Below are 22,350 nucleotides of genomic sequence, written 5' to 3' on the forward strand. Positions count from 1 at the left end.
TTTTAGATTAACCGTTGTTATTCCGGCTGCCAGAGCGACGATTGCTGCTGACCTGGCTGTGACGCTTCACAGCACGGCGGATCTGATTCGCCTTCATGCGACGACGATCTTTTTCAACCGCCACTTTAGAGGTGGTTTCCGGGGTCAGACCGACCAGCTCGCGCAGGTAGTTGGTTTGAGTCAGATCCAGTTCGGTATACCCACCGCGTGGCAGTCCTTTAGGCAGCAGAATGTCACCGTAACGGACACGGATCAGACGGCTCACCTGGACGCCTACCGCTTCCCAGAGACGACGCACCTCGCGGTTACGGCCTTCGGTCAGGGTCACGTTGTACCACTGGTTAATGCCTTCCCCACCGGTAAACTTGATGGTTTTGAACGCCGCAGGGCCGTCTTCCAGTTGAACGCCACGCGACAAGTCGCGCAGTTTATTTTCGTCAACCTGGCCGAAGACGCGCACCGCGTATTCCCGTTCCACTTCGCGGCTTGGGTGCATCAGACGGTTTGCCAGTTCACCATCGGTGGTAAACAGCAGCAGGCCGCAGGTGTTCACGTCCAGACGGCCTACGGCGATCCAGCGAGCGCCACGCAGCTTAGGCAGACGGTCGAACACCGTCGGGCGACCTTCCGGGTCGTTGCGGGTACACAGCTCGCCTTCCGGCTTGTAGTAAGCCAGCACGCGGCAGATCTGTTCGGCGGACTCTTTCACGGAGATAAGGTGACCGTCGATGCGGATCTTCAGCCCCGGGACGATTTCTACGCGGTCACCCAGCGTGGCGATTTTACCGTCCACACTCACGCGACCCGCTTCAATAATGGCTTCGATTTCACGGCGCGAACCGTGGCCAGCACGCGCCAGCACTTTCTGTAACTTCTCGCTCATTGAGCTTCCTCAGGTGTCGCCTTCACAGGCGTCGAATCAGGTCAAAAGAGGGTCGGGCCCTGCTTTGATGGCCGCGTAGTATATCTGCTTACACCTTTACAAGAAAGGCTTAACATCACCCACGCCTTCACGAATCACTTCCGGCGCATCTTCGGTTAAGTCGACCACGGTGGTCGGCTGCTGGCCAAGATAGCCACCGTGAATAATCAGCTCAACCACCTTCTCCAGACGATCTTTGATCTCTTCCGGGTCGGACTCAGTAAACTCACTTCCCGGCAGCATCAGCGAGGTGGAGAGCATCGGTTCGCCGAGTGTTTCCAGCAGCGCCTGCGCAATCGGATTCGATGGCACGCGCATCCCGATGGTTTTGCGTTTTTCCTGCAGCAGACGACGCGGTACTTCCTTCGTGCCCTTCAGAATGAAGGTGTAGTTACCCGGCGTGTTGTTCTTGATCAGGCGAAACGCCACGTTATCAACATACGCGTAGGTCGACAGCTCAGAGAGATCGCGGCACATGAGGGTAAAATTATGACCGTCCGGCAACTGGCGAATACGGCAAATACGCTCCATCGCCCCTTTATCTTCAATTTTGCAGCCCAGCGCGTAGCCTGAATCGGTCGGGTAGACAATGACGCCGCCTTTGCGGACGATCTCCACGGCCTGGTTAATCAGACGTGGCTGCGGGTTATCAGGATGGATATAGAAAAACTGACTCATACTTCCCTCTCTTCGATTTGCTGCGGCTGTTCCCAGAGCTGCCAGACCGGCTCAACGCCTGCGGGTAGCCAGAGCTTGCGCCCCAGTTCGATCCAGGCACAGGGCTGATGGAAATCAGAACCCTGTGACCCAAGCAGGCCGAACTGACGAGCATAGGTGGCAAGCTGTGCACGCTCATTGGGTGCCTGCTGACACTGGGCAACTTCCATTGCCTCGCCACCGCATTCGGCAAAGTGTGCCAGCAGTCTTTTCAGCCATTTAGCAGAAAGATTATACCGTCCCGGATGGGCCAGCACAGCCTTACCGCCAGAATGATGAATCACATCAATAGCTTGTTTTATTGTACACCACTGTGGCGGAACGTATCCGGTTTTCCCGCGCGCCAGATACCGTTTAAAGACGTCCGCCATGGTCGTCGCTTTACCTGCCTCAACCAGAAAACGGGCGAAATGACCGCGCGTCACGGCCCCACCGTTCGCCAGCTTTTGCGCCCCTTCGAGTGCGCCAGGAATGTGGGCCTTCTCCAGACGTTCGCCAATCATCTCTGCACGCTGGTTGCGGCGTGTTTTTTGTTCTTGCAAAAACGCACACATTGCCGGATGGTCTATATCAATGTTGAGGCCAACAATATGAATTTCATGGTTTTCCCAGACGGTCGAGATCTCAACGCCGGCGATCAGGTTCAGCGCCAGCCCGCTGCGGGCGATCTCAGCGCGCCCCGCCGGAATGGCATCTGTCGTATCGTGATCGGTTATCGCCAGCGTGCCGACACGCATTTCAACGGCACGATGAACCAGGGCTTCGGGCGTCAGAAGGCCATCAGAGGCCTGAGTATGGCTGTGTAAATCATAAATAATGGCGTAGGTGGTATCGCTCAAAGCACTTCCCATAACAGGTTGGAGACATCCGAAAACACCATGATACCGACTTAACGCGAAATTCTGAAATCAAGGGTTGACAACCAGCCACCGAACCAGTTAACTAGTACGCAAGTTCACACGAGAAAGGTATCTGAAAATGACAGCACATTTCACTTTGCACGGTTGGTGGCGCACTTCCTGATCTTCGGGCAGTGTCACGCGTCTGCGAAATGCAAACAGATACCCAGCCCGCTACCCAGCGGGCTTTTTTTTGAACAGAAAATGAGAACAATATAATGCAAACAGCCAAACCACACCTCGAACTGCTGACCTGCGAGGCGGCCTATCGTCACAACCCCACCGCACTGTTTCATCAGGTTTGCGGAGCGCGTCCGGCTACCCTACTGCTGGAATCTGCGGATATCGACAGTAAAGACGATCTCAAAAGCCTGCTGCTGGTCGACAGTGCGCTGCGAATTACCGCTTTAGGTGACACTGTCACTATCAAGGCGTTATCAGAGAATGGTGCATCGCTGCTGCCACTGCTGGACGCCGCACTGCCTTCTGGCATAGAAAACGAGCGCCATCCGGACATGCGCATTCTGCATTTCCCGGCGGTCAGCCAGCTGCTGGACGAAGACGCGCGGCTCTGCTCTCTTTCCGTTTTCGATGCCTTCCGCCTGCTGCAGAATCTTGTCACCGTGCCGGCAGAGGAACGGGAAGCGATGTTCTTTGGCGGGCTGTTTGCTTACGACCTGGTTGCCGGTTTCGAAGATTTGCCGGAAACGGAACAGGGTAACCGCTGCCCGGATTACTGCTTCTATCTGGCTGAAACCCTGCTGGTGATCGACCATCAGAAAAAGTACACCCGCATTCAGGCTAGCCTGTTCACTCCATCGACCGCTGAGAAAAATCGTCTTGAGCACCGCATCGCTCAGCTTCAGCAGCAGATGACGGAAGAGCCACCGGCGCTGCCTGTGCAGCGGGTGGAGAAAATGACGTGCGACGTTAACCAGACCGACGATCAGTACGGCGCCGTGGTTCGCCAGATGCAAAAAGCGATTCGCGCCGGGGAAATTTTCCAGGTGGTGCCTTCACGCCGCTTCTCACTGCCCTGTCCGTCGCCGCTCGCAGCCTACGACGTGCTGAAAAAGAGCAATCCAAGCCCGTACATGTTCTTCATGCAGGACAATGATTTCACGCTGTTCGGCGCATCCCCGGAAAGCTCGCTGAAGTACGACGCCACCAGCCGTCAGATTGAGATCTACCCGATTGCCGGTACTCGTCCACGTGGACGCCGCGCCGACGGCTCGCTGGATCGCGATTTGGACAGCCGTATCGAACTCGAAATGCGGACTGACCATAAAGAGTTGTCAGAGCACCTGATGCTGGTTGACCTTGCGCGTAACGATCTGGCTCGCATTTGTACCCCTGGTAGCCGCTACGTGGCGGATCTGACCAAAGTTGACCGCTATTCGTTCGTCATGCACCTGGTCTCCCGCGTGGTGGGTGAGTTGCGCCACGACCTTGACGTTCTGCACGCCTACCGCGCCTGCATGAACATGGGCACCCTGAGCGGTGCGCCGAAAGTGCGCGCCATGCAGTTGATTGCCGCCGCCGAAGGACGCCGACGCGGCAGCTACGGCGGCGCGGTGGGCTACTTCACGGCTCACGGTGACCTCGACACCTGCATTGTTATCCGCTCCGCTTATGTTGAAGACGGTATTGCCACCGTCCAGGCGGGTGCCGGGATTGTTCTTGATTCTGTTCCGCAGTCTGAAGCTGACGAAACGCGCAGTAAAGCGCGTGCGGTCCTTCGCGCCATTGCGACTGCACACCACGCACAGGAGATTTTCTGATGGCTGACATTCTGCTGCTCGATAATATCGACTCTTTTACCTATAACCTGGCAGATCAGCTGCGTGCTAATGGTCACAACGTCGTTATCTACCGCAACCACGTACCGGCGCAGACCCTGATTGACCGTCTGGCAACCATGCAAAACCCGGTGCTGATGCTCTCCCCGGGGCCTGGCGCACCGAGCGAAGCGGGCTGTATGCCGGAGCTGCTGACCCGTATGCGCGGCAAGCTGCCGATCGTCGGCATCTGTCTGGGACATCAGGCGATTGTTGAAGCCTACGGCGGCTACGTTGGCCAGGCGGGTGAGATCCTGCACGGCAAAGCCTCCAGTATTGAACATGACGGCCAGGCAATGTTTGCCGGGCTGCCGAATCCGCTCCCGGTTGCGCGCTACCACTCGCTGGTGGGCAGCAATATTCCTGCGGGGCTGACCATTAATGCCTCGTTTGAAGGCATGGTGATGGCGGTGCGTCATGATGCGGATCGCGTCTGCGGTATGCAGTTCCACCCGGAATCGATCCTGACCTCCAACGGCGCGCGTCTGCTGGAACAGACGCTCGACTGGGCGTTACAGAAGCTGGAGCAGACCAACACCCTGCAGCCGATTCTGGAAAAACTGTATCAGGCGCAGACCCTGAGCCAGCAGGAGAGCCACCAGCTCTTCTCCGCCGTGGTTCGCGGCGAGCTGAAGCCTGAACAACTGGCGGCTGCGCTGGTGAGCATGAAAGTGCGCGGCGAAAGCCCGCAGGAGATCGCCGGTGCCGCCACGGCCCTGCTGGAAAATGCCGCCCCGTTCCCGCGCCCGGACTATCAGTTTGCCGATATTGTCGGCACCGGCGGTGACGGCAGTAACAGCATCAATATCTCCACCGCCAGCGCATTCGTGGCGGCAGCGTGTGGTTTGAAGGTCGCGAAACACGGTAACCGAAGCGTTTCCAGCCGGTCAGGCTCGTCTGATTTGCTCGCCGCATTCGGTATTAATCTCGATATGAACGCCGAGCGTTCCCGTGAAGCGCTGGATGACCTGGGCGTCTGCTTCCTGTTTGCACCGAAGTATCACACCGGTTTCCGCCACGCGATGCCAGTGCGACAGCAGCTTAAAACTCGCACGCTGTTTAACGTGCTCGGCCCGCTGATCAACCCGGCCCATCCACCGCTGGCGCTGATTGGCGTTTATAGCCCGGAACTGGTTCTGCCGATTGCTGAAACACTGCGCGTGCTGGGCTACAAACGTGCCGCCGTGGTACACAGCGGCGGTATGGATGAAGTATCGCTGCATGCCCCGACGCTGGTTGCCGAACTGAACAACGGTGAAATTATGAGTTACCAGCTTGAGGCTGCTGACTTCGGCTTAGCGCCGTATCGCCAGGAAGCGCTGGCAGGCGGTACGCCGGAAGAAAACCGTGACATTCTCACGCGCTTATTACAAGGTAAAGGAGAGGTTGCCCACGAGGCCGCCGTGGCTGCCAACGTCGCTATGCTGATGCGTTTGTACGGTGAGGAAGACCTGAAGGCCAACGTTCAAAAAGTTTTGGATGTACTGCGCTCCGGTGCAGCTTACGATCGCGTTACCGCACTTGCGGCAAGAGGGTAAAGAATGCAAACCGTTTTAGCGAAAATCGTTGCCGATAAGGCCATCTGGGTAGAAGCCCGCAAGCAACAGCAGCCGCTTGCCAGCTTCCAGAATGACGTCGTACCAAGCCAACGACGTTTCTATGATGCCCTGCAGGGTGCGCGCACCGCGTTTATTCTTGAGTGCAAAAAAGCGTCCCCGTCGAAAGGCGTTATTCGTGACGATTTTGACCCGGCGCGTATTGCCGGTATTTATAAGCATCATGCGTCCGCCATCTCCGTGCTGACGGATGAAAAATATTTCCAGGGCAGCTTCGATTTTCTGCCGATCGTCAGCGGCATCGCGCCGCAGCCGATCCTGTGCAAAGACTTTATTATCGATCCGTATCAGATCTGGCTGGCGCGTTTCTACCAGGCCGATGCCTGCCTGCTGATGCTCTCGGTGCTCGACGACGAGCAGTATCGCCAACTCTCCGCCGTCGCGCACAGCCTGAACATGGGCGTGCTGACCGAAGTGAGCAACGAAGAAGAGCTTGAGCGCGCCATAGCGCTGGAAGCCAAAGTGGTCGGCATTAACAACCGCGATCTGCGCGACCTGTCCATTGACCTGAACCGCACGCGCCAGCTGGCACCGCGTCTCGGATCTGGCGTCACGGTTATCAGCGAATCCGGCATTAACAGCTACGCCCAGGTGCGCGAGCTGAGCCACTTCGCCAACGGTTTCCTGATTGGCTCCGCCATGATGGAGCATGACGATCTCAACGCGGCTGTGCGTCGCGTGCTGCTGGGTGAAAACAAAGTCTGCGGCTTAACCCGCGAACAGGATGCCCAGGCCGCGTACGAAGCCGGGGCGATTTATGGCGGGCTGATCTTTGTTGATTCGTCCCCTCGCGCGGTCAGCGAAGAGCAGGCGCGTAAGATCATTGCAGCGGCTCCGCTCAGCTACGTGGGCGTTTTCCGCAATGCAGATATTGAAGACGTTGCGGCAAAAGCCGAGGCGTTATCCCTGAGCGCGGTGCAGCTTCACGGCAGCGAAGATCAGGCGTATATCGATGCCCTGCACGCCGCACTGGCGCCTCAGGTTCAGATTTGGAAAGCGCAAAGCGTCGGCGAGACCCTGCCCGCACGTAACCTTAACCATGTGGATAAATACGTGCTCGATAACGGCCAGGGCGGCACCGGCCAGCGTTTTGACTGGTCACTGCTGAGCGGCGAAAAGCTGGACAACGTCCTGCTGGCGGGCGGATTAAGCCCGGATAACTGCGTAGAAGCCGCCAAAACCGGCTGCGCAGGCCTCGATTTCAATTCAGGCGTAGAGTCCCAACCGGGTATTAAAGATGCCAACAAACTGGCCTCGGTTTTTAAAACTCTGCGTGCATATTAAGGAAGAGAAGATGACGACATTACTAAACCCGTATTTTGGTGAGTTCGGCGGGATGTACGTCCCGCAAATCCTGATGCCCGCGCTGCGCCAGCTGGAAGAAGCCTTTGTCAGCGCGCAGAAGGATCCGGCGTTTCAGGCGGAATTTACCGACCTGCTGAAGAATTACGCCGGTCGTCCGACCGCGCTGACCAAATGCCGCAACCTGACGGAAGGCACCAAAACCACGCTTTATCTGAAGCGTGAAGATCTGCTGCACGGCGGTGCGCATAAAACTAACCAGGTGCTGGGCCAGGCGCTGCTCGCGAAGCGTATGGGCAAAACCGAAATCATCGCTGAAACCGGCGCAGGTCAGCACGGCGTGGCCTCTGCACTTGCCAGCGCCCTGCTCGGCCTGAAATGCCGAATCTATATGGGGGCGAAAGATGTTGAGCGTCAGTCTCCGAACGTCTTCCGTATGCGCCTGATGGGGGCAGAAGTGATCCCGGTACACAGCGGTTCCGCCACGCTGAAAGATGCCTGTAACGAAGCGCTGCGCGACTGGTCTGGCAGCTACGACACCGCGCACTACATGCTCGGCACAGCCGCAGGTCCGCACCCGTTCCCGACTATCGTACGCGAATTCCAGCGTATGATCGGTGAAGAGACCAAAGCACAAATCCTCGAGAAAGAGGGTCGCCTGCCGGATGCGGTGATCGCCTGCGTTGGCGGCGGGTCTAACGCCATCGGCATGTTTGCTGATTTCATTGACGACACCAGCGTCGGTCTGATTGGCGTCGAGCCTGCTGGTCACGGGATTGAATCCGGTGAGCACGGCGCGCCGCTGAAGCATGGTCGCGTAGGGATCTACTTCGGGATGAAATCCCCGATGATGCAAACCGATGAGGGCCAGATTGAAGAGTCTTACTCTATTTCTGCCGGCCTCGACTTCCCGTCCGTTGGCCCACAGCATGCGTATCTGAACAGCACAGGCCGCGCGGACTATGTCTCCATTACCGATGACGAAGCGCTGGAAGCCTTTAAAACATTGTGCCGGAGCGAAGGGATCATCCCGGCGCTGGAGTCTTCACATGCCCTGGCGCACGCGCTGAAAATGATTAAAGAGAACCCGGAAAAAGAACAGCTGCTGGTGGTGAACCTTTCCGGTCGCGGTGACAAAGACATCTTCACCGTTCACGATATTCTGAAAGCACGAGGGGAAATCTGATGGAACGCTACGATAACGTATTTGCAGAGCTGAAGTCCCGCCAGGAAGGCGCGTTCGTTCCCTTCGTCACCCTGGGCGACCCGGGCCCGGAACAGTCACTGAAGATTATCGACACCCTGATTGAAGCCGGTGCCGACGCGCTGGAGCTGGGTATTCCGTTCTCTGACCCGCTGGCAGATGGCCCGACCATCCAGAACGCGACGCTGCGCGCTTTTGCCTCCGGCGTGACACCAACCCAATGTTTCGAGATGCTGGCAGCGATCCGTCAGAAGCACCCGACCATTCCGATCGGCCTGCTGATGTACGCCAACCTTGTCTTTAACCGCGGTATTGATGAATTCTATGCCGAGTGCGCACGCGTGGGCGTCGACTCCGTGCTGGTAGCAGACGTGCCGGTTGAGGAGTCTGCTCCATTCCGCCAGGCGGCGATGCGCCATAACGTTGCGCCGATTTTCATCTGCCCGCCTAACGCAGACGACGAACTGCTGCGCCAGATTGCTTCTTACGGACGCGGGTATACCTACCTGCTCTCCCGCGCGGGCGTGACCGGTGCCGAGAATAAAGCGGCGTTGCCTCTGCATCATCTGGTGGAGAAGCTGGCTGAATACCACGCCGCGCCTCCGCTGCAGGGCTTTGGTATTTCATCCCCGGATCAGGTTGCTGCAGCAATCGATGCGAAGGCCGCCGGGGCGATTTCCGGTTCCGCCATCGTAAAAATCATCGAGAAAAACGTGGATAAGCCAGAGCAGATGCTGGCCGAGCTCAAAACCTTCGTGACCGAGATGAAAGCGGCAACGCGCAAAGCATGATGCACTCCCCGTCTGGCGCGACTGCCAGACGGTTCCCCTTTTACCCCTGTCGAGTTACGTCAAAATTGATCGCGTCGATATTCTCGGTGCGAATAACTTTTCAAACCCTGCCGTAAGCGTATGATTCGGTTTCTTTCTGTTTATACCTTCTGAGTTCAGAGGCTTACACATGTCATGGCAACATTTCAAACAGGCTTACCTGGTTAAGTTCTGGTCACCTGTACCGGCCGTTATCGCGGCAGGTATTCTCTCTACTTATTATTTTGGCATTACCGGCACCTTCTGGGCCGTTACCGGGGAATTTACCCGCTGGGGCGGACAGCTGCTGCAGCTGGCGGGCATCCACGCTGAAGAGTGGGGCTATTTTAAGCTCATCCACCTGGACGGTACTCCGCTCACCCGCATTGACGGGATGATGATCATCGGGATGTTCGGCGGCTGCTTCGCGGCGGCGTTGTGGGCTAACAACGTGAAGCTGCGCATGCCAAAAAGCCGTATCCGCATCCTGCAGGCGGTAGCCGGTGGGATTATCGCAGGGTTTGGCGCGCGTCTGGCGATGGGCTGTAATCTGGCGGCGTTTTTCACCGGGATCCCACAGTTTTCGCTGCACGCCTGGTTTTTTGCCGTGGCAACCGCAATTGGCTCTTACTTAGGCGCAAAATTCACGCTTCTGCCGTTTTTCCGCATTCCGGTAAAAATGACCAAAGTTAGCGCCGCATCGCCATTAACGCAAAAACCCACTCAGGCCCGCCGCCGTTTTCGTCTGGGTATGCTGGTCTTTTTCGCCATGATCGCCTGGGCGCTGTGTACTGCGCTGAATCAGCCAAAACTGGGGCTGGCAATGCTGTTCGGCGTTGGCTTTGGTTTGCTGATTGAGCGCGCGCAAATCTGCTTTACCTCGGCGTTTCGCGACATGTGGATCACCGGACGCACCATGATGGCCAAAGCCATTATTGCCGGGATGGCCGTGAGCGCGATCGGCATCTTCAGCTATGTTCAGCTTGGCGTCGAGCCGAAAATCATGTGGGCTGGCCCTAACGCGGTCATCGGCGGGCTGTTGTTTGGCTTTGGCATTGTGCTGGCGGGCGGCTGTGAGACCGGCTGGATGTATCGTGCCGTCGAAGGTCAGGTGCATTACTGGTGGGTGGGACTCGGGAATGTGATTGGCTCCACCCTCCTGGCCTATTACTGGGATGACGTGTCACCCGTACTGGCGACGAACTGGCACAAGGTTAATCTGCTGAACACCTTTGGCCCGCTCGGTGGGCTCCTGGTGACCTATGCCCTGCTGCTGCTCGCCTTTTTACTGGTTATTGCACAGGAGAAACGTTTCTTCCGTCGAGCCACCGTCAAAACTGCAACGCAGGAGAATACCGCATGAAAGAGATCGTGCCTGACTATCGCCTCGATATGGTGGGCGAACCTTGTCCTTACCCGGCTGTCGCCACGCTTGAGGCACTGCCGCAGCTTAAGAAAGGTGAAATTCTGGAAGTGGTGAGCGATTGCCCGCAGTCGATCAATAACATTCCGCTGGATGCCAAAAACCACGGCTATACCGTGCTGGATATTCAGCAGGATGGACCAACGATTCGTTATTTGATTCAGAAATAATCGATGACATGCGCCCTGAACAGGGCGCATTGAAGAGCACGCGTTAGAAACGATAGCCTGCTGAGAACATAAATACCCACGGATCCAGACGGGTATTGATGCTTTGCTGCTGGCCACCAGCTTTGAAACGAACGTCAGTATCAATGTCCATGTACCAGACTGAGGCGTTGATTAACCAGTCACGGTTAATCAGATAATCAAGACCTACCTGCCCCGCCATACCCCATGAGTCTTTCAGGCTGAGATCGGTAAGCCCGGCTTCTTTGCCTGTATCGTTAAACTTCTCATCGAAGAAGGTCGTGTAGTTCACACCCGCGCCAATGTACGGGCGCACCTTGCTGCTGGCATCACCAAAGTACCACTGCGCCATCAACGTCGGCGGCAGATGGTGCACCGTGGCGATATCGCCGGTCGGCCCAAGGCCAACGCGGTGACGGAACGGCGTTGCAGCCAAAAGCTCAACGCCGATGTTTTCTGTCGCCATATAGGTAAAGGTCAAACCTAACTGGGTGTTATTGCTGACGTTAAAGCCGCCCATTCCCAGTACGCTATCGGAACCTTCAGTTGGGCGAACCGTTGCCGAACCGGCTCGAATAAAAAATTCGCCTGCTTCATGCGCATACGCGCCACCAGAGAGACTGCTTAAGATAAGGGCTGCCACCGCTAATTTTTTCATATCCGCTCCATCGTTGTGGTTTTAAGTGCGGATGAGAATATACTCACAAAAGAGTATTAAGTGATCTATCACAGATCACATTAAAACCAGTAAGTTAACATTCATTGATCTGGGTTAATTTTTGATAATCAAACTTAACCCGTCAGTTGGGTTCTACATCAATTTTGAGTGATGAGCGAAAAATTACTGCCGCTTTACAAAGATATGCTTTTCCATACAAGCCTTGATGCTGCCACGGCACTCTTATCCGGTGTACAATTGCCGGCTAATTAACACCTGCAATACTCAAGGAGAGTGCATGTCTATCACGGCGAAGTCCGTCTACCGTGACACGGGAAATTTTTTCCGCAATCAGTTCATTACCTTTTTACTGATCGCGTTGCTATGCGCCTTTATCACGGTGGTGCTTGGTCATGCGTTCTCACCGAGTGAAGAACAGATTGCCAGCCTGAGCCAGGGCGACCATCTTGCCGGTAGCGTGGGGTTATTTGAACTGGTGCAAAACATGACGCCGGAGCAACAGCAAATCCTGCTGCGGGCGTCCGCGGCATCGACATTTTCAGGTTTGATCGGTAATGCTGTTCTGGCGGGCGGCGTGCTGCTGATGATTCAGCTCGTTTCTGCGGGTCATCGCGTCAGTGCCCTACGCGCCATTGGCGCCAGCGCGCCTGTGCTCCCTAAGCTGTTCATCGTCATCTTTTTAACCACGCTGCTGGTACAAATGGGGATTATGCTGGTCGTGGTGCCGGGTGTGTTACTGGCTATCGTGCTCTCTTTCGCGCCGGTAATGATTGTGCAGGATAAGATGGGTATCTTTACTGCGATGCGCAGCAGCATCAGACTGGCGTGGGCGAACATGCGTCTGGTGGCACCGGCTGTGATCGGCTGGCTCCTTGCCAAAACGCTACTGTTATTATTTGCACCGAATTTTGCCGTGTTAACGCCGAACGTTGGTGCGGTCGTTGCTAATACGCTGAGCAACCTGATATCAGCAGTTCTGCTGGTCTACTTGTTCCGCCTGTATATGTTAATTCGTCAGTAATTGGGATCGTAGAATGAAGCAGTTTCTTGATTTTTTACCGCTGGTCGTCTTTTTTGCGTTTTACAAGCTGTACGACATTTATGCCGGAACGACAGCGCTGATTATTGCTACCGCTATCGTGCTGATATACAGCTGGGTGCGTTACCGCAAAGTTGAAAAAATGGCGCTGATCACCTTCATTATGGTGGCTGTATTTGGTGGCCTGACGTTGTTCTTCCACAATGATGAATTCATCAAATGGAAGGTCACGGTGATTTACGCGCTGTTTGCAGGTGCGTTGCTGATCAGCCAGTGGGTAATGAAAAAGCCGTTGATCCAGCGCATGCTGGGCAAAGAGCTTACGCTGCCGCAAGAGGTGTGGTCCCGTCTGAATGTCGCCTGGGCGGTGTTCTTTATTCTCTGTGGCCTCGCCAATATCTACATTGCTTTCTGGCTACCGCAGAACATCTGGGTCAACTTTAAGGTCTTCGGGCTGACCGCGTTGACGCTTATCTTCACGCTGTTGAGCGGTGTTTATATCTATCGACACATGCCTCAGGACGACAAGCACTGATCCTCACGCCCGGAACATGCGCGTTCCGGGCTATTTTCTCCCGTTAAAAATCATAGTAGCATCCCGCCTGAAGTCTTCAGTTACGAGTTTAAAACAATGACAACAAATGACGCCCCTCAGGGCGAACTGGTTTTACGCACACTGGCAATGCCCGCGGACACGAATGCCAATGGCGATATTTTCGGCGGCTGGCTAATGTCGCAGATGGATATGGGTGGGGCAATTTTAGCAAAAGAGATTGCGCACGGGCGGGTGGTGACTGTCCGGGTGGACGGCATGACCTTCCTGCGCCCGGTCGCGGTGGGGGATGTGGTGTGCTGTTACGCGCGCTGCGTGAAACGCGGCAACACGTCAATTTCCATCAACATTGAAGTATGGGTGAAAAAGGTCTCGTCCGAACCGATTGGACAGCGTTACAAAGCCACGGAAGCGCTGTTTATTTATGTGGCGGTCGATAACGCGGGTAAACCGCGTCAGCTCCCTCAAACCTGATTGTCAGACAAAAAAGCCTCCTTGCGGAGGCTTTTTTCATTCCATCTGCGCCCCGCCGTTCAGGCGGAAAACAATATTCACTATCAATCCACTGCCCGGCTTACCAGCTTCATAGCGCCATTTACGCATCGCTGCCTTTACATCACGCTCAAACATATTTGAGGGCTGCGCAGAGAGGATTTGCACATTATCAACGCGGCCATCTGAGGTCACGTCAAACTTCACCCGTACACGCCCTTCAATACGGAGCGCCTGAGCACGCGCCGGATAGGTAGGCTGGTTGCGGCTGAGCGCCCTTGGCCCCGCAGGCGCTGTAACGGTCGGCTTCGTGGTCGTTGCAGTGTTGTTCATCACCGGACGCGAAGGCGCAGTATTCTCTACCGGCGGCGCTGGACGCGTCTCGACCGGGCGTACTTCGCGTTTCGGACGCTCTTCGACTTTCTTCACCGGTTTTGGCTTCGGCTTAGGTTTCGGCTTAGGCTCCGGTTTGTGGATCACCACCGGCGCTTCCTTCGGAGGTTCCGGGACAGGCTCGGGTTCAGGTTCAGGTTCAGGTTCCACAACCGGCTGTGGCGGCGGAGGCGCAACCTGCGGCGGCTCAAGATCCGCTGGCGAAACCATGGTCACGGAAATTGGCTGCGCGGGCGCTGGCATTTCAATAACCTGATGAACCGAGGTATAGAGTAAACCCGCCACAACGGCACCGTGAATCACGACAGAAAGCAGCGTCGGCCAGGGAAAGCGGCGAGGTAAATCAAGGGTCATCGAAGTCATAATCATCAACGTTAAAAAACCGAACCCTGATTTTAAATGCAAATAGCAATCATATTCAATAAGACACTTTGTCTAAGCGCAATTAAAGCGCCAGAGCGGCGAAAAAAGGGGCATTTAGATCAGGGTTTTAACATTGTTTTTATCTTTACATTGCAGTCATTTGCCCTTTCACATAACGTAACTGGCACTTTTAATGGTTAAGGAGCTTCGCCGTGCTTTATGTGATTTACTCTGAAGATGTCGCTGAATCCCTGGAAAAACGCCAGTCTGTTCGTCCTGCCCACCTGGCACGCCTGCAGCTGCTGCAGGATGAAGGCCGCTTATTGACCGCGGGGCCTATGCCTGCGGTAGACAGCAACGATCCTGGCGCCGCGGGTTTTTCTGGCTCGACGGTCATTGCCGAGTTTGAATCTCTGGAAGCGGCAACCGCCTGGGCTGACGCCGATCCGTATGTGGCTGCCGGTGTGTACGAAAAAGTCACGGTGCGCCCGTACAAAAAAGTCTTTTGATGCCTCAAGGCTCCGCAAGGAGCCTTTTTTATCGCACCGCTAAACCTGTTTGAACCGGGTGAACTGCTGCTCAATGATACGACTGCCCCACTGATCGCCCTCCCACTCTTTCGCTAGCGTAAAGCCAAAGGATTCGTACAGGCGTCGGGCAGCGGTCAATTTATTGAACGTCCAGAGATGCACGGCAGAAAAGCCTTCGCTGTCGCAAAACGTCATGGCCTCGCTCAACAGTTTTTTGCCAACCCCATGACCCCGGCAGCCATCGTCCAGAATAAACCAGCGCAGATGCGCCTCACCCGGCTCTAAATCCTCGCCATCGATGGCGACAGATCCTACAATTCTGCCGTTCATCACAGCCAGCCAAACCTGGTTGCACGGCTTCTCGAGGCGTCCGCTAAATTCAGCAAGCCCCGCAGCAACTTTGGCTTCGAAGAAGCTGCCAAAGTTATGCTCGCGTGCATAATAACTGCCGTGCATTTCCGCGATGCGGCCAATCATGCCGGGACGGTAGCCTGCGACAATCACAGGTGCCGTAGGCTGGTGCTCAGCGCCGCTCTCCCGGCAGGCCAGCAGCGCGTTGGCGTAGAGCGACAGTCCCTGAGAGATGGTTTCCTGCTGTATGGGATCCAGTGATTGTATCGCTGAAATGACCCGTTCACTCCCGTAGGCATTAATCTGCTCAACGGTCTTGCGCCCCTTTGCAGTCAGCCGGAGACTTTTGGCCCTGGCATCTTGCGCAGAAACACCCTCCTCCAGTTCGCCTGCAGAAATAAGGCGCGACAGCATCCGGCTGACGCTGGATTTTTCCAGACCCAACAGTTGCACCAGCTGACCTGCGGTCATCTCCTTATGCAGCTCAATTTCCACGAGGGTGTGTACGGCCGAGGGCGAGTAATGCGTAGAGGCCAGCGTGGAGGCCATAAAGCCCAGCTCTCTGACCATCAGACGTGACGCAACGCGAATGTCGCTAACTACAGGGGGTTCAGTATGCATTATTTTCTCCGTCATTTAGTTGTACTATACAACTAAATGACGGGGCCGTGTCAATGATATTAAAAAGGCTCCCTCAGGAGCCTTTCTTCTGTCAATGTAGCGACGCTAATCTCGCCGCAAAACCGACAAATAAAAGTCCTATCAGCCCATTCCCCAGCTTCGCCAGTTTCTTTTTGGTTTTCAGGTAGCGGGTGACAAACGCGCCAGAGAAGATCAGGAAGCTCATGTACATAAAGCTAATCAACTCAAGCGTGGTGGCAAGGATCAGGAAAGAGGTTCCTGTGTTTTGCGCATTCACGTCAATAAACTGTACGAAGAATGACACGTAAAACAGAATCGCTTTCGGGTTCGTCAGGCTCAATACCAGGGAGCGTTTCATAATGGCGCTGGCAGGCTCGGTTCCACTTTCGTGCCCATTAGTCTGTCGGGTAATGACCGACCACAGCATTTTGCCGCCGAGCCACAGCAGATAAAACGCCCCCAGATAGCGAACAATATTGAACAGCACCGGCGTGGTCTGGATTAAGGCCGCGACGCCTGCCCATGCCAGAAACATCAAAACCGCATCGCCGATAAATACACCGGTCGCGGCGAGATAGCCTTTTTTGACGCCGTGACCAATACCCGTTTTCAATACAAACAGCGTATTCGGACCGGGTACCAGCACAATGAAAAATGCACCGACCACGTACGTCCAGAAATTCAGTACACCAAACTCCGCAAACACCTCTCCCTCCTTTTGCTGAAAAACAACGGGAATATCGCTGCAAAAACGATATTCCCGAAAACTGTCGCGTTATTGTACGCCGTTATAGCCGTCAAGATAAGTCGTGGCCAGTTCGTTGCCGTATAAAATGGCATCCTTCGGCTCCATTTCCGAGGTCCATTTGCTATCACTATTCCCCGTGAAGGCGTGCTCCGTTTTGGCCTCTCCCTTCAACCGATCGCGAATAGTCTGTGCATACTGCTGAGCGTAAGACGGCGGTTGCCCCGCGGCGCGGTCAGCTTTCCCCTGCTTATACAGCTCACGAAACTGCGGCACATTGAGACGGTAATTTTGCGAAATACTGGAGGTATAATTCCCGCCCGTAAAATTGGATTGATGCGAGACGAAATAATAGGCATGTCTTTCAGGTGAGGGTTTATTGCTGTTGCAACCGCTGAGTACAGCGATCCCCATAAGTACCGCGACCACTTTTCCATTCATCCTTTGTTCCTTTTAAATTCATGAGGTTAGGCAAGAGGAGTATATCGCGGAATGAGGTCGGAAAGAGACTGCGAAAAATGATAGTCTTATAAAATCAGCGGGCACCTTGACGGTGCCCTCATGGTTCTCAGATATCCTGGACGGCGAACAGCAACGCGTTGCGGTGTCTGTTTAGTCCACATTTTCTGATAGCGTGGATACGCATATTGCGGCGGGATTGTGCTTCCAGCCAACGAGCCTTCCGACGACTCACCTGTCGCAACATACGCCAGCGCCCTACTTCTGTTCTACTGCGCTTCATATCGACAACTCTTTCACTCACAGAGTCGTCATTATAAGCTCAACCCCGTCGCAAACCAGCGCTTTTATCTGCCGTTTTTATTTGCCAGATGAATCCTGATGCGTACACTCATAACAATACGCTTTCAAAAGGATTTTTTACTTATGACAACCTTCTACACCGTGGTGAGTTGGCTGGTCATTCTGGGATACTGGCTGTTAATCGCGGGGGTGACGTTACGCATCCTGATGAAGCGCAGAGCCGTACCTTCTGCCATGGCCTGGCTTCTGATTATTTACATTCTGCCGCTGGTGGGCATTATCGCGTATCTCTCTTTCGGTGAGCTCCATCTGGGTAAACGCCGCGCCGAGCGCGCCCGCGCGATGTGGCCGTCGACGGCGAAATGGCTCAGCGATCTTAAAGCCTGCAAACATATCTTTGCCGAAGAGAACAGCAGCGTCGCCTCTTCATTATTCAAGCTGTGCGAACGCCGCCAGGGCATCGCGGGCGTTAAGGGTAATCAGCTGCAATTAATGACTTCGTCCGACGATGTGATGCAGGCACTGATCCGCGATATTCAGCTGGCGCGTCATAACATCGAGATGGTTTTTTATATCTGGCAACCGGGGGGCATGGCGGATCAGGTTGCTGAATCACTGATGGCCGCCGCTCGTCGCGGTATTCACTGCCGCCTGATGCTGGATTCCGCTGGCAGCGTCGCGTTTTTCCGCAGCCCGTGGGCGGGAATGATGCGCAATGCCGGTATAGAAGTGGTTGAGGCGCTGAAGGTTAATCTGCTGCGTGTTTTCCTGCGGCGCATGGATCTTCGCCAGCACCGCAAAATGATTCTGATTGATAACTATATTGCCTACACCGGCAGTATGAACCTGGTCGACCCGCGCTTCTTCAAGCAGGATTCCGGTGTCGGTCAATGGATCGATCTGATGGCGCGAATGGAAGGCCCGGTCGCCACCTCGATGGGGATCGTCTACTCGTGCGACTGGGAAATAGAAACCGGTAAGCGTATTTTACCGCCGCCCCCGGACGGCAATATTATGCCGTTTGAAGAGGCCAGCGGACATACCATTCATACCATTGCCTCCGGGCCTGGTTTCCCGGAAGACCTCATCCACCAGGCATTACTCACGGCGACCTATTCTGCGCGTGAGTATCTGATTATGACGACGCCTTACTTCGTCCCCAGCGACGATCTGCTGCACGCTATTTGTACTGCTGCGCAGCGTGGTGTAGACGTCAGTATTATTATGCCGCGCAAAAACGATTCTCTGCTGGTCGGTTGGGCAAGCCGCGCATTCTTTAGCGAACTCCTTGCCGCAGGGGTGAAAATTTATCAGTTTGAAGGCGGACTGTTGCATACCAAGAGCGTGCTGGTAGACGGTGAGCTGAGCCTCGTGGGCACAGTTAACCTTGATATGCGCAGCCTGTGGCTTAACTTTGAAATCACTCTCGTGATTGACGATGCAGGATTTGGTGGCGATCTGGCGGCGGTCCAGGATGATTATATCTCCCGCTCGCGCCTGCTGGATGCCAGACTGTGGGTGAAACGCCCGCTCTGGCAGAGAATTGCTGAACGACTGTTTTACTTCTTTAGTCCGTTGCTGTAAAACGTGCCCAACGATGTTTAACAGGTAGTCATCATGGAAATGGATCTGAACAATCGCCTGACCGAAGACGAAACGCTCGAGCAGGCCTATGACATTTTTCTCGAACTGGCGGTTGATAACCTCGATCCCGCAGATGTGATCCTCTTTAATCTGCAGTTTGAAGAACGCGGCGGTGCCGAGCTGTTCGACCCTTCAGAAGACTGGGCTGAGCATGTTGATTTTGATCTCAATCCGGACTTCTTTGCTGAAGTGGTGATTGGGCTGGCCGATGAAGATGGCGGTGAAATTAACGACATTTTCGCCCGCGTTCTGCTGTGTCGCGAGAAAGACCACAAGCTGTGCCATATTCTCTGGCGCGAATAATAAAAAAGGCTGCGATGGCAGCCTTTTTTATTTAATCCGGTAATTCACTACCACAGCGGTTACAGAAACGCGCGCTGTGTTCATGCTCACCCTGATGGCAGTTCGAACATTTACGCTGCTGCTTGCGGTTCTGAAATGCACTGCTCATGTGGGTGGTAATCAGTCCCGTCGGGATCGCGATCACCGAATAGCCAATCAAAATCAGGACCGATGCCACAATACGCCCAAGCGGCGTATGCGGTGTGATATCGCCGTAGCCAACGGTTGTAACGGTCACAATGGCCCAGTAGACGGACGCGTTGAGCGTCGTAAAGCCGTATTTGGGCCCTTCTATTAAATACATCAGCGCGCCAAAAACAATCATGACGATGGCAATAAACGAGTAGAACAAAATAAGCTGATGCCGCGCACTGACGATCGCACTCCAGAACACACGTAATGACGGCATAAAACGCAGTAATTTCAGAATACGTAATACCCGAATCACGCGCATCGCTCGCCAGGCGAAGACATAGCTCAGGCTGATCTCCGGCCAAAGCCACATAACATAGAGCGGCAGGATGGTGGCTAAATCGATAAATCCCCAGAAGCTGAAAACATATCTGGCCGGGTTGGGCCAGGCTATTACTCTGAGGAGATATTCGACGGTAAAGACCAGGGTAATCACCAGCTCAAGCCAGACAAAGATATGCCATTCGTCAAATGTCAGGTGGTATTGCGTCCCGGCACCCGATTCAATAAAGATGACAACCACGCTGAGCAGCGCAAATAAACCGCAGAGACCTTCGAAGCGTCGCCCGGATACCGTTTCAGGATCGAATAAAAAATGATAAAGCCGCCGACGGGCTGACGTGAATAAACGCGACACAGTAACCTCGCAAAAAATAAGGGCTGACGTCATGTCAGCCCTTGCGATTATAACGGGTCTACTTTAAGGCAGGAAACCGCGTGTCGGAAACTGCCCTCCAGCACCGGTCGTGTTTTTGCACATTCCGGCCCGGCCATTGGACAGCGCGTGCGGAATACGCAGCCGGACGGCGGATTAATCGGCGAAGGCAGTTCCCCTTCCAGCAGCTGAATCGTTTTATTTTTTTCCAGATCCGGGTCGGGGATCGGCACTGCCGACATCAGCGCTTTGGTATAAGGATGGAGCGGGTTGTGGTACACCTCGTCATAGGTGCCCAGTTCCACCGCGTGCCCCAGATACATCACCAGTACACGGTCTGAAATGTGCTTCACCACGGCCAGATCGTGAGCGATGAAGATCAGCGAGAGCCCCATCTCACGCTGCAGCTTCTGCAGCAGGTTAACCACCTGTGCCTGAATGGACACGTCCAGCGCGGAGACCGGCTCATCACAGATGATCAGCTTCGGTTCCAGAATGAGTGCACGCGCAATGCCAATACGCTGACACTGGCCACCGGAGAATTCGTGCGGATAGCGGTTGATGAGGTTTGGCAGCAGGCCCACTTTCATCATCATCGCTTTCACACGATCGCGCACTTCCTGACGCGACATCTTCGGATGATAGGTGCGCAGCGGCTCGGCAATGATTTCGCCGATGGTCATACGCGGGTTCAGTGACGCCAGCGGATCCTGGAAAATCATCTGGATATCGCTGCGCACGTCGCGCCACTCGTCCGGTTTCATCCCCAGCAGGTCTTTGCCCAGCCAGGCCACTTTGCCGTCGGTGGCTTTCACCAGACCGATAATGGCACGGGCAAAAGTGGACTTCCCGCAGCCAGACTCACCCACCACGCCCAGCGTTTCGCCCTCGTACAGGCGAAGCGTTACGCCATCAACGGCTTTGAGGGTTTTAGGCGGCTGCCAGAACCACTGTTTGCCGTCTTTGATATCGAAATGGACTTTAAGATCGGCAATTTCGAGCAGCACATTTCTTTTTTCATCTAATGCGTTCATACCAGCTCCTCATGCGACTTAAAGCAGGCGCGCAGGCGGCCTGGTGCAAACTCTTCCAGCGGCGGAGCGCTATTACAAATCTCCATCGCATGCGGACAACGTGGCTGGAATGGACAACCTTTTGGCAAACGCAGCAGGTTTGGCGGGTTACCCGGGATCGTCAGCAGGGATTCACCTTCCGCATCCAGACGCGGTACCGCATTCAGCAGGCCGATAGAATACGGATGTGCAGGCTGATAGAAGACATCACGCGCCTGACCGTACTCCATTGTACGACCGGCATACATCACCAGCACTTTGTCGCAGATACCTGCAACCACGCCCAGGTCATGGGTGATCATGATAATTGCCGTGTTGAATTCCCGCTTAAGCTCGTTCAACAGGGTCATGATCTGTGCCTGAACGGTCACATCCAGCGCAGTGGTCGGCTCATCAGCAATCAGCAGTTTTGGCCGGCAAAGCAGCGCCATCGCAATCATCACGCGCTGACGCATACCGCCAGAGAATTCGTGCGGGAACATGCGCATGCGCTTGCGCGCTTCCGGCATTTTTACCGCATCCAGCATTTTTACCGACTCTTCAAAGGCTTCCGCTTTACCCATACCTTTGTGCAGCATCAGCACTTCCATCAGCTGTTCGCCGACGCGCATATACGGGTTTAAAGAGGTCATTGGGTCCTGGAAAATCATCGAAATCTGCTCAGCGCGAAGCTTATTCAGCTCGTGTTCCGGCAGGTTGAGGATTTCACGACCGTTGAATTTCGCAGAACCACCTATCACGCCGTTAGACGCCAGCAGCCCCATCAGCGCAAATGCGGTTTGAGATTTACCGGAGCCAGACTCCCCCACGATCCCCAGCGTTTCACCGGCGCGCAGGTTAAAATTAAGGTCGTTTACGGCGGTTACATCACCATCCGGCGTTTTAAAGGTGACACGGAGATCGTTTACATCCAGCAGCAAATTGCTCTGCTGTTGCGCCATTGGCGCAGTGGCCGTTTCAATAATCGTCATGACGGC

The 22,350-nt window shown here is 54.8% G+C and carries 26 protein-coding genes, 1 pseudogene and 1 other annotated feature; of the genes and pseudogenes, 15 read left to right on the forward strand and 12 right to left on the reverse strand.

Annotated elements, in window-relative coordinates:
- Positions 1 to 7: 7 nt before the first annotated feature.
- The 3 genes from rluB to rnm form a co-directional block, all read right to left on the reverse strand.
- Positions 8 to 883 carry a 23S rRNA pseudouridine(2605) synthase RluB gene (gene rluB, locus KW829_RS01710; RefSeq protein ID WP_008502809.1) on the reverse strand — a complete coding sequence of 292 codons (876 nt, stop codon included), beginning with the start codon at positions 881 to 883 and terminating at the stop codon, positions 8 to 10.
- A gap of 96 nt (positions 884 to 979) precedes the next feature.
- Positions 980 to 1,600: an L-threonylcarbamoyladenylate synthase gene (locus KW829_RS01715; protein ID WP_003856793.1), complete on the reverse strand. Its 621-nt coding sequence runs from the start codon at positions 1,598 to 1,600 to the stop codon at positions 980 to 982.
- A complete protein-coding gene (gene rnm / locus KW829_RS01720) occupies positions 1,597 to 2,478 on the reverse strand; it encodes an RNase AM (protein ID WP_218307477.1) in 882 nt (293 codons plus the stop codon). The genes KW829_RS01715 and rnm overlap by 4 nt, the downstream gene beginning before the upstream one ends.
- Positions 2,479 to 2,617: 139 nt before the next feature.
- Between rnm and trpL the strand changes: the two genes are divergently transcribed.
- The 8 genes from trpL (at position 2,618) to yedF (ending at position 10,900) form a co-directional block, all read left to right on the forward strand.
- Positions 2,618 to 2,662, forward strand: coding sequence for a trp operon leader peptide (gene trpL, locus KW829_RS22985; RefSeq protein ID WP_106993556.1), 45 nt, complete (start codon positions 2,618 to 2,620; stop codon positions 2,660 to 2,662).
- Positions 2,639 to 2,733, forward strand: a sequence feature (Trp leader region). Its footprint overlaps the gene before it by 24 nt.
- Positions 2,734 to 2,756: 23 nt before the next feature.
- A complete protein-coding gene (locus tag KW829_RS01730) occupies positions 2,757 to 4,319 on the forward strand; it encodes an anthranilate synthase component 1 (RefSeq protein ID WP_010431799.1) in 1,563 nt (520 codons plus the stop codon).
- The gene (gene trpD, locus KW829_RS01735) at positions 4,319 to 5,914 is read left to right on the forward strand and encodes a bifunctional anthranilate synthase glutamate amidotransferase component TrpG/anthranilate phosphoribosyltransferase TrpD (protein WP_218307478.1); all 1,596 of its coding nucleotides are present in this window, start codon (positions 4,319 to 4,321) and stop codon (positions 5,912 to 5,914) included. The genes KW829_RS01730 and trpD overlap by 1 nt, the downstream gene beginning before the upstream one ends.
- Positions 5,915 to 5,917: 3 nt before the next feature.
- Positions 5,918 to 7,276 carry a bifunctional indole-3-glycerol-phosphate synthase TrpC/phosphoribosylanthranilate isomerase TrpF gene (gene trpCF / locus KW829_RS01740; RefSeq protein ID WP_218307479.1) on the forward strand — a complete coding sequence of 453 codons (1,359 nt, stop codon included), beginning with the start codon at positions 5,918 to 5,920 and terminating at the stop codon, positions 7,274 to 7,276.
- Between the two features lie 10 nt (positions 7,277 to 7,286).
- Complete coding sequence (gene trpB / locus KW829_RS01745; protein WP_010431806.1) at positions 7,287 to 8,480, forward strand: tryptophan synthase subunit beta; 1,194 nt, start codon at positions 7,287 to 7,289, stop codon at positions 8,478 to 8,480.
- Complete coding sequence (trpA, locus tag KW829_RS01750; protein WP_042719119.1) at positions 8,480 to 9,289, forward strand: tryptophan synthase subunit alpha; 810 nt, start codon at positions 8,480 to 8,482, stop codon at positions 9,287 to 9,289. Before trpB ends, trpA begins: the two co-directional genes overlap by 1 nt.
- Before the next feature lie 169 nt (positions 9,290 to 9,458).
- Positions 9,459 to 10,670, forward strand: coding sequence for a selenium metabolism membrane protein YedE/FdhT (gene yedE, locus KW829_RS01755; RefSeq protein WP_218307480.1), 1,212 nt, complete (start codon positions 9,459 to 9,461; stop codon positions 10,668 to 10,670).
- A complete protein-coding gene (gene yedF, locus KW829_RS01760) occupies positions 10,667 to 10,900 on the forward strand; it encodes a sulfurtransferase-like selenium metabolism protein YedF (RefSeq protein ID WP_003856774.1) in 234 nt (77 codons plus the stop codon). Before yedE ends, yedF begins: the two co-directional genes overlap by 4 nt.
- A 43-nt stretch (positions 10,901 to 10,943) precedes the next feature.
- On the opposite strand, the gene ompW is transcribed toward yedF, so the two are convergent.
- On the reverse strand, positions 10,944 to 11,576 hold the full coding sequence (gene ompW / locus KW829_RS01765) for an outer membrane protein OmpW (RefSeq protein ID WP_010433029.1): 633 nt from the start codon (positions 11,574 to 11,576) through the stop codon (positions 10,944 to 10,946).
- A 183-nt stretch (positions 11,577 to 11,759) separates the two neighbouring features.
- Here ompW and KW829_RS01770 point away from each other — a divergent pair.
- The 4 genes and pseudogenes from KW829_RS01770 to yciA all read left to right on the forward strand — a co-directional run.
- Positions 11,760 to 11,849 (forward strand): annotated as a pseudogene (locus KW829_RS01770) (YkgJ family cysteine cluster protein); the annotation flags it as partial.
- Positions 11,850 to 11,874: 25 nt separating this feature from the next.
- Entirely contained in the window at positions 11,875 to 12,618 is a 744-nt protein-coding gene (locus tag KW829_RS01775; RefSeq protein ID WP_042719117.1) for a YciC family protein, read from the forward strand.
- 13 nt (positions 12,619 to 12,631) lie between these two features.
- Positions 12,632 to 13,171: a septation protein A gene (locus KW829_RS01780; protein WP_010433024.1), complete on the forward strand. Its 540-nt coding sequence runs from the start codon at positions 12,632 to 12,634 to the stop codon at positions 13,169 to 13,171.
- Positions 13,172 to 13,267: 96 nt separating this feature from the next.
- Positions 13,268 to 13,663 (forward strand): acyl-CoA thioester hydrolase YciA, encoded by a 396-nt coding sequence (yciA, locus tag KW829_RS01785; protein ID WP_089600589.1) that lies wholly within the window; start codon positions 13,268 to 13,270, stop codon positions 13,661 to 13,663.
- Between the two features lie 36 nt (positions 13,664 to 13,699).
- Here yciA and tonB read toward each other — a convergent pair whose 3' ends face one another.
- On the reverse strand, positions 13,700 to 14,428 hold the full coding sequence (gene tonB / locus KW829_RS01790) for a TonB system transport protein TonB (RefSeq protein WP_218307799.1): 729 nt from the start codon (positions 14,426 to 14,428) through the stop codon (positions 13,700 to 13,702).
- 221 nt (positions 14,429 to 14,649) lie between these two features.
- Between tonB and KW829_RS01795 the strand changes: the two genes are divergently transcribed.
- Positions 14,650 to 14,946 (forward strand): YciI family protein, encoded by a 297-nt coding sequence (locus tag KW829_RS01795; protein ID WP_089600585.1) that lies wholly within the window; start codon positions 14,650 to 14,652, stop codon positions 14,944 to 14,946.
- A 39-nt stretch (positions 14,947 to 14,985) separates the two neighbouring features.
- Here the strand turns inward: KW829_RS01795 and KW829_RS01800 are convergent, their stop codons facing one another.
- The 4 genes from KW829_RS01800 to KW829_RS01815 form a co-directional block, all read right to left on the reverse strand.
- Positions 14,986 to 15,939, reverse strand: a complete 954-nt coding sequence (locus tag KW829_RS01800) for a helix-turn-helix domain-containing GNAT family N-acetyltransferase (RefSeq protein WP_218307481.1) — start codon at positions 15,937 to 15,939, stop codon at positions 14,986 to 14,988.
- A 91-nt stretch (positions 15,940 to 16,030) separates the two neighbouring features.
- Complete coding sequence (gene leuE, locus KW829_RS01805) at positions 16,031 to 16,666, reverse strand: leucine efflux protein LeuE (protein WP_089599054.1); 636 nt, start codon at positions 16,664 to 16,666, stop codon at positions 16,031 to 16,033.
- 69 nt (positions 16,667 to 16,735) lie between these two features.
- On the reverse strand, positions 16,736 to 17,146 hold the full coding sequence (locus tag KW829_RS01810) for an Exc2 family lipoprotein (protein ID WP_218307482.1): 411 nt from the start codon (positions 17,144 to 17,146) through the stop codon (positions 16,736 to 16,738).
- A 127-nt stretch (positions 17,147 to 17,273) separates the two neighbouring features.
- On the reverse strand, positions 17,274 to 17,447 hold the full coding sequence (locus tag KW829_RS01815) for a YciY family protein (protein WP_017384232.1): 174 nt from the start codon (positions 17,445 to 17,447) through the stop codon (positions 17,274 to 17,276).
- Positions 17,448 to 17,590: 143 nt separating this feature from the next.
- Between KW829_RS01815 and cls the strand changes: the two genes are divergently transcribed.
- Entirely contained in the window at positions 17,591 to 19,051 is a 1,461-nt protein-coding gene (gene cls / locus KW829_RS01820; protein WP_089599052.1) for a cardiolipin synthase, read from the forward strand.
- 33 nt (positions 19,052 to 19,084) lie between these two features.
- Positions 19,085 to 19,414, forward strand: a complete 330-nt coding sequence (locus KW829_RS01825) for an HI1450 family dsDNA-mimic protein (RefSeq protein ID WP_006810881.1) — start codon at positions 19,085 to 19,087, stop codon at positions 19,412 to 19,414.
- Between the two features lie 31 nt (positions 19,415 to 19,445).
- On the opposite strand, the gene KW829_RS01830 is transcribed toward KW829_RS01825, so the two are convergent.
- The 3 genes from KW829_RS01830 to KW829_RS01840 are packed head-to-tail and all read right to left on the reverse strand — an operon-like array spanning position 19,446 to position 22,344.
- Positions 19,446 to 20,315: an ion transporter gene (locus KW829_RS01830; RefSeq protein WP_041951420.1), complete on the reverse strand. Its 870-nt coding sequence runs from the start codon at positions 20,313 to 20,315 to the stop codon at positions 19,446 to 19,448.
- Between the two features lie 14 nt (positions 20,316 to 20,329).
- Positions 20,330 to 21,334: a murein tripeptide/oligopeptide ABC transporter ATP-binding protein OppF gene (oppF, locus tag KW829_RS01835; RefSeq protein WP_010433006.1), complete on the reverse strand. Its 1,005-nt coding sequence runs from the start codon at positions 21,332 to 21,334 to the stop codon at positions 20,330 to 20,332.
- On the reverse strand, positions 21,331 to 22,344 hold the full coding sequence (locus KW829_RS01840) for an ABC transporter ATP-binding protein (RefSeq protein WP_214605235.1): 1,014 nt from the start codon (positions 22,342 to 22,344) through the stop codon (positions 21,331 to 21,333). The genes oppF and KW829_RS01840 overlap by 4 nt, the downstream gene beginning before the upstream one ends.
- Positions 22,345 to 22,350: the final 6 nt, after the last annotated feature.

The sequence above is a fragment of the Enterobacter sp. ENT02 genome (assembly GCF_019219165.1).
Classification (GTDB): domain Bacteria; phylum Pseudomonadota; class Gammaproteobacteria; order Enterobacterales; family Enterobacteriaceae; genus Enterobacter; species Enterobacter mori.

Excerpts from the sequence above, each read along its gene's own strand:
- rluB (WP_008502809.1), bottom strand. The coding sequence starts at position 883 with ATGAGCGAGAAGTTACAGAAAGTGCTGGCGCGTGCTGGCCACGGTTCG.
- KW829_RS01715 (WP_003856793.1), bottom strand. The coding sequence starts at position 1,600 with ATGAGTCAGTTTTTCTATATCCATCCTGATAACCCGCAGCCACGTCTG.
- KW829_RS01730 (WP_010431799.1), top strand. The coding sequence starts at position 2,757 with ATGCAAACAGCCAAACCACACCTCGAACTGCTGACCTGCGAGGCGGCC.
- trpD (WP_218307478.1), top strand. The coding sequence starts at position 4,319 with ATGGCTGACATTCTGCTGCTCGATAATATCGACTCTTTTACCTATAAC.
- trpCF (WP_218307479.1), top strand. The coding sequence starts at position 5,918 with ATGCAAACCGTTTTAGCGAAAATCGTTGCCGATAAGGCCATCTGGGTA.
- trpB (WP_010431806.1), top strand. The coding sequence starts at position 7,287 with ATGACGACATTACTAAACCCGTATTTTGGTGAGTTCGGCGGGATGTAC.
- trpA (WP_042719119.1), top strand. The coding sequence starts at position 8,480 with ATGGAACGCTACGATAACGTATTTGCAGAGCTGAAGTCCCGCCAGGAA.
- yedE (WP_218307480.1), top strand. The coding sequence starts at position 9,459 with ATGTCATGGCAACATTTCAAACAGGCTTACCTGGTTAAGTTCTGGTCA.
- yedF (WP_003856774.1), top strand. The coding sequence starts at position 10,667 with ATGAAAGAGATCGTGCCTGACTATCGCCTCGATATGGTGGGCGAACCT.
- ompW (WP_010433029.1), bottom strand. The coding sequence starts at position 11,576 with ATGAAAAAATTAGCGGTGGCAGCCCTTATCTTAAGCAGTCTCTCTGGT.
- KW829_RS01775 (WP_042719117.1), top strand. The coding sequence starts at position 11,875 with ATGTCTATCACGGCGAAGTCCGTCTACCGTGACACGGGAAATTTTTTC.
- KW829_RS01780 (WP_010433024.1), top strand. The coding sequence starts at position 12,632 with ATGAAGCAGTTTCTTGATTTTTTACCGCTGGTCGTCTTTTTTGCGTTT.
- yciA (WP_089600589.1), top strand. The coding sequence starts at position 13,268 with ATGACAACAAATGACGCCCCTCAGGGCGAACTGGTTTTACGCACACTG.
- tonB (WP_218307799.1), bottom strand. The coding sequence starts at position 14,428 with ATGACCCTTGATTTACCTCGCCGCTTTCCCTGGCCGACGCTGCTTTCT.
- KW829_RS01800 (WP_218307481.1), bottom strand. The coding sequence starts at position 15,939 with ATGCATACTGAACCCCCTGTAGTTAGCGACATTCGCGTTGCGTCACGT.
- KW829_RS01810 (WP_218307482.1), bottom strand. The coding sequence starts at position 17,146 with ATGAATGGAAAAGTGGTCGCGGTACTTATGGGGATCGCTGTACTCAGC.
- KW829_RS01815 (WP_017384232.1), bottom strand. The coding sequence starts at position 17,447 with ATGAAGCGCAGTAGAACAGAAGTAGGGCGCTGGCGTATGTTGCGACAG.
- cls (WP_089599052.1), top strand. The coding sequence starts at position 17,591 with ATGACAACCTTCTACACCGTGGTGAGTTGGCTGGTCATTCTGGGATAC.
- KW829_RS01825 (WP_006810881.1), top strand. The coding sequence starts at position 19,085 with ATGGAAATGGATCTGAACAATCGCCTGACCGAAGACGAAACGCTCGAG.
- KW829_RS01830 (WP_041951420.1), bottom strand. The coding sequence starts at position 20,315 with ATGACGTCAGCCCTTATTTTTTGCGAGGTTACTGTGTCGCGTTTATTC.
- oppF (WP_010433006.1), bottom strand. The coding sequence starts at position 21,334 with ATGAACGCATTAGATGAAAAAAGAAATGTGCTGCTCGAAATTGCCGAT.
- KW829_RS01840 (WP_214605235.1), bottom strand. The coding sequence starts at position 22,344 with ATGACGATTATTGAAACGGCCACTGCGCCAATGGCGCAACAGCAGAGC.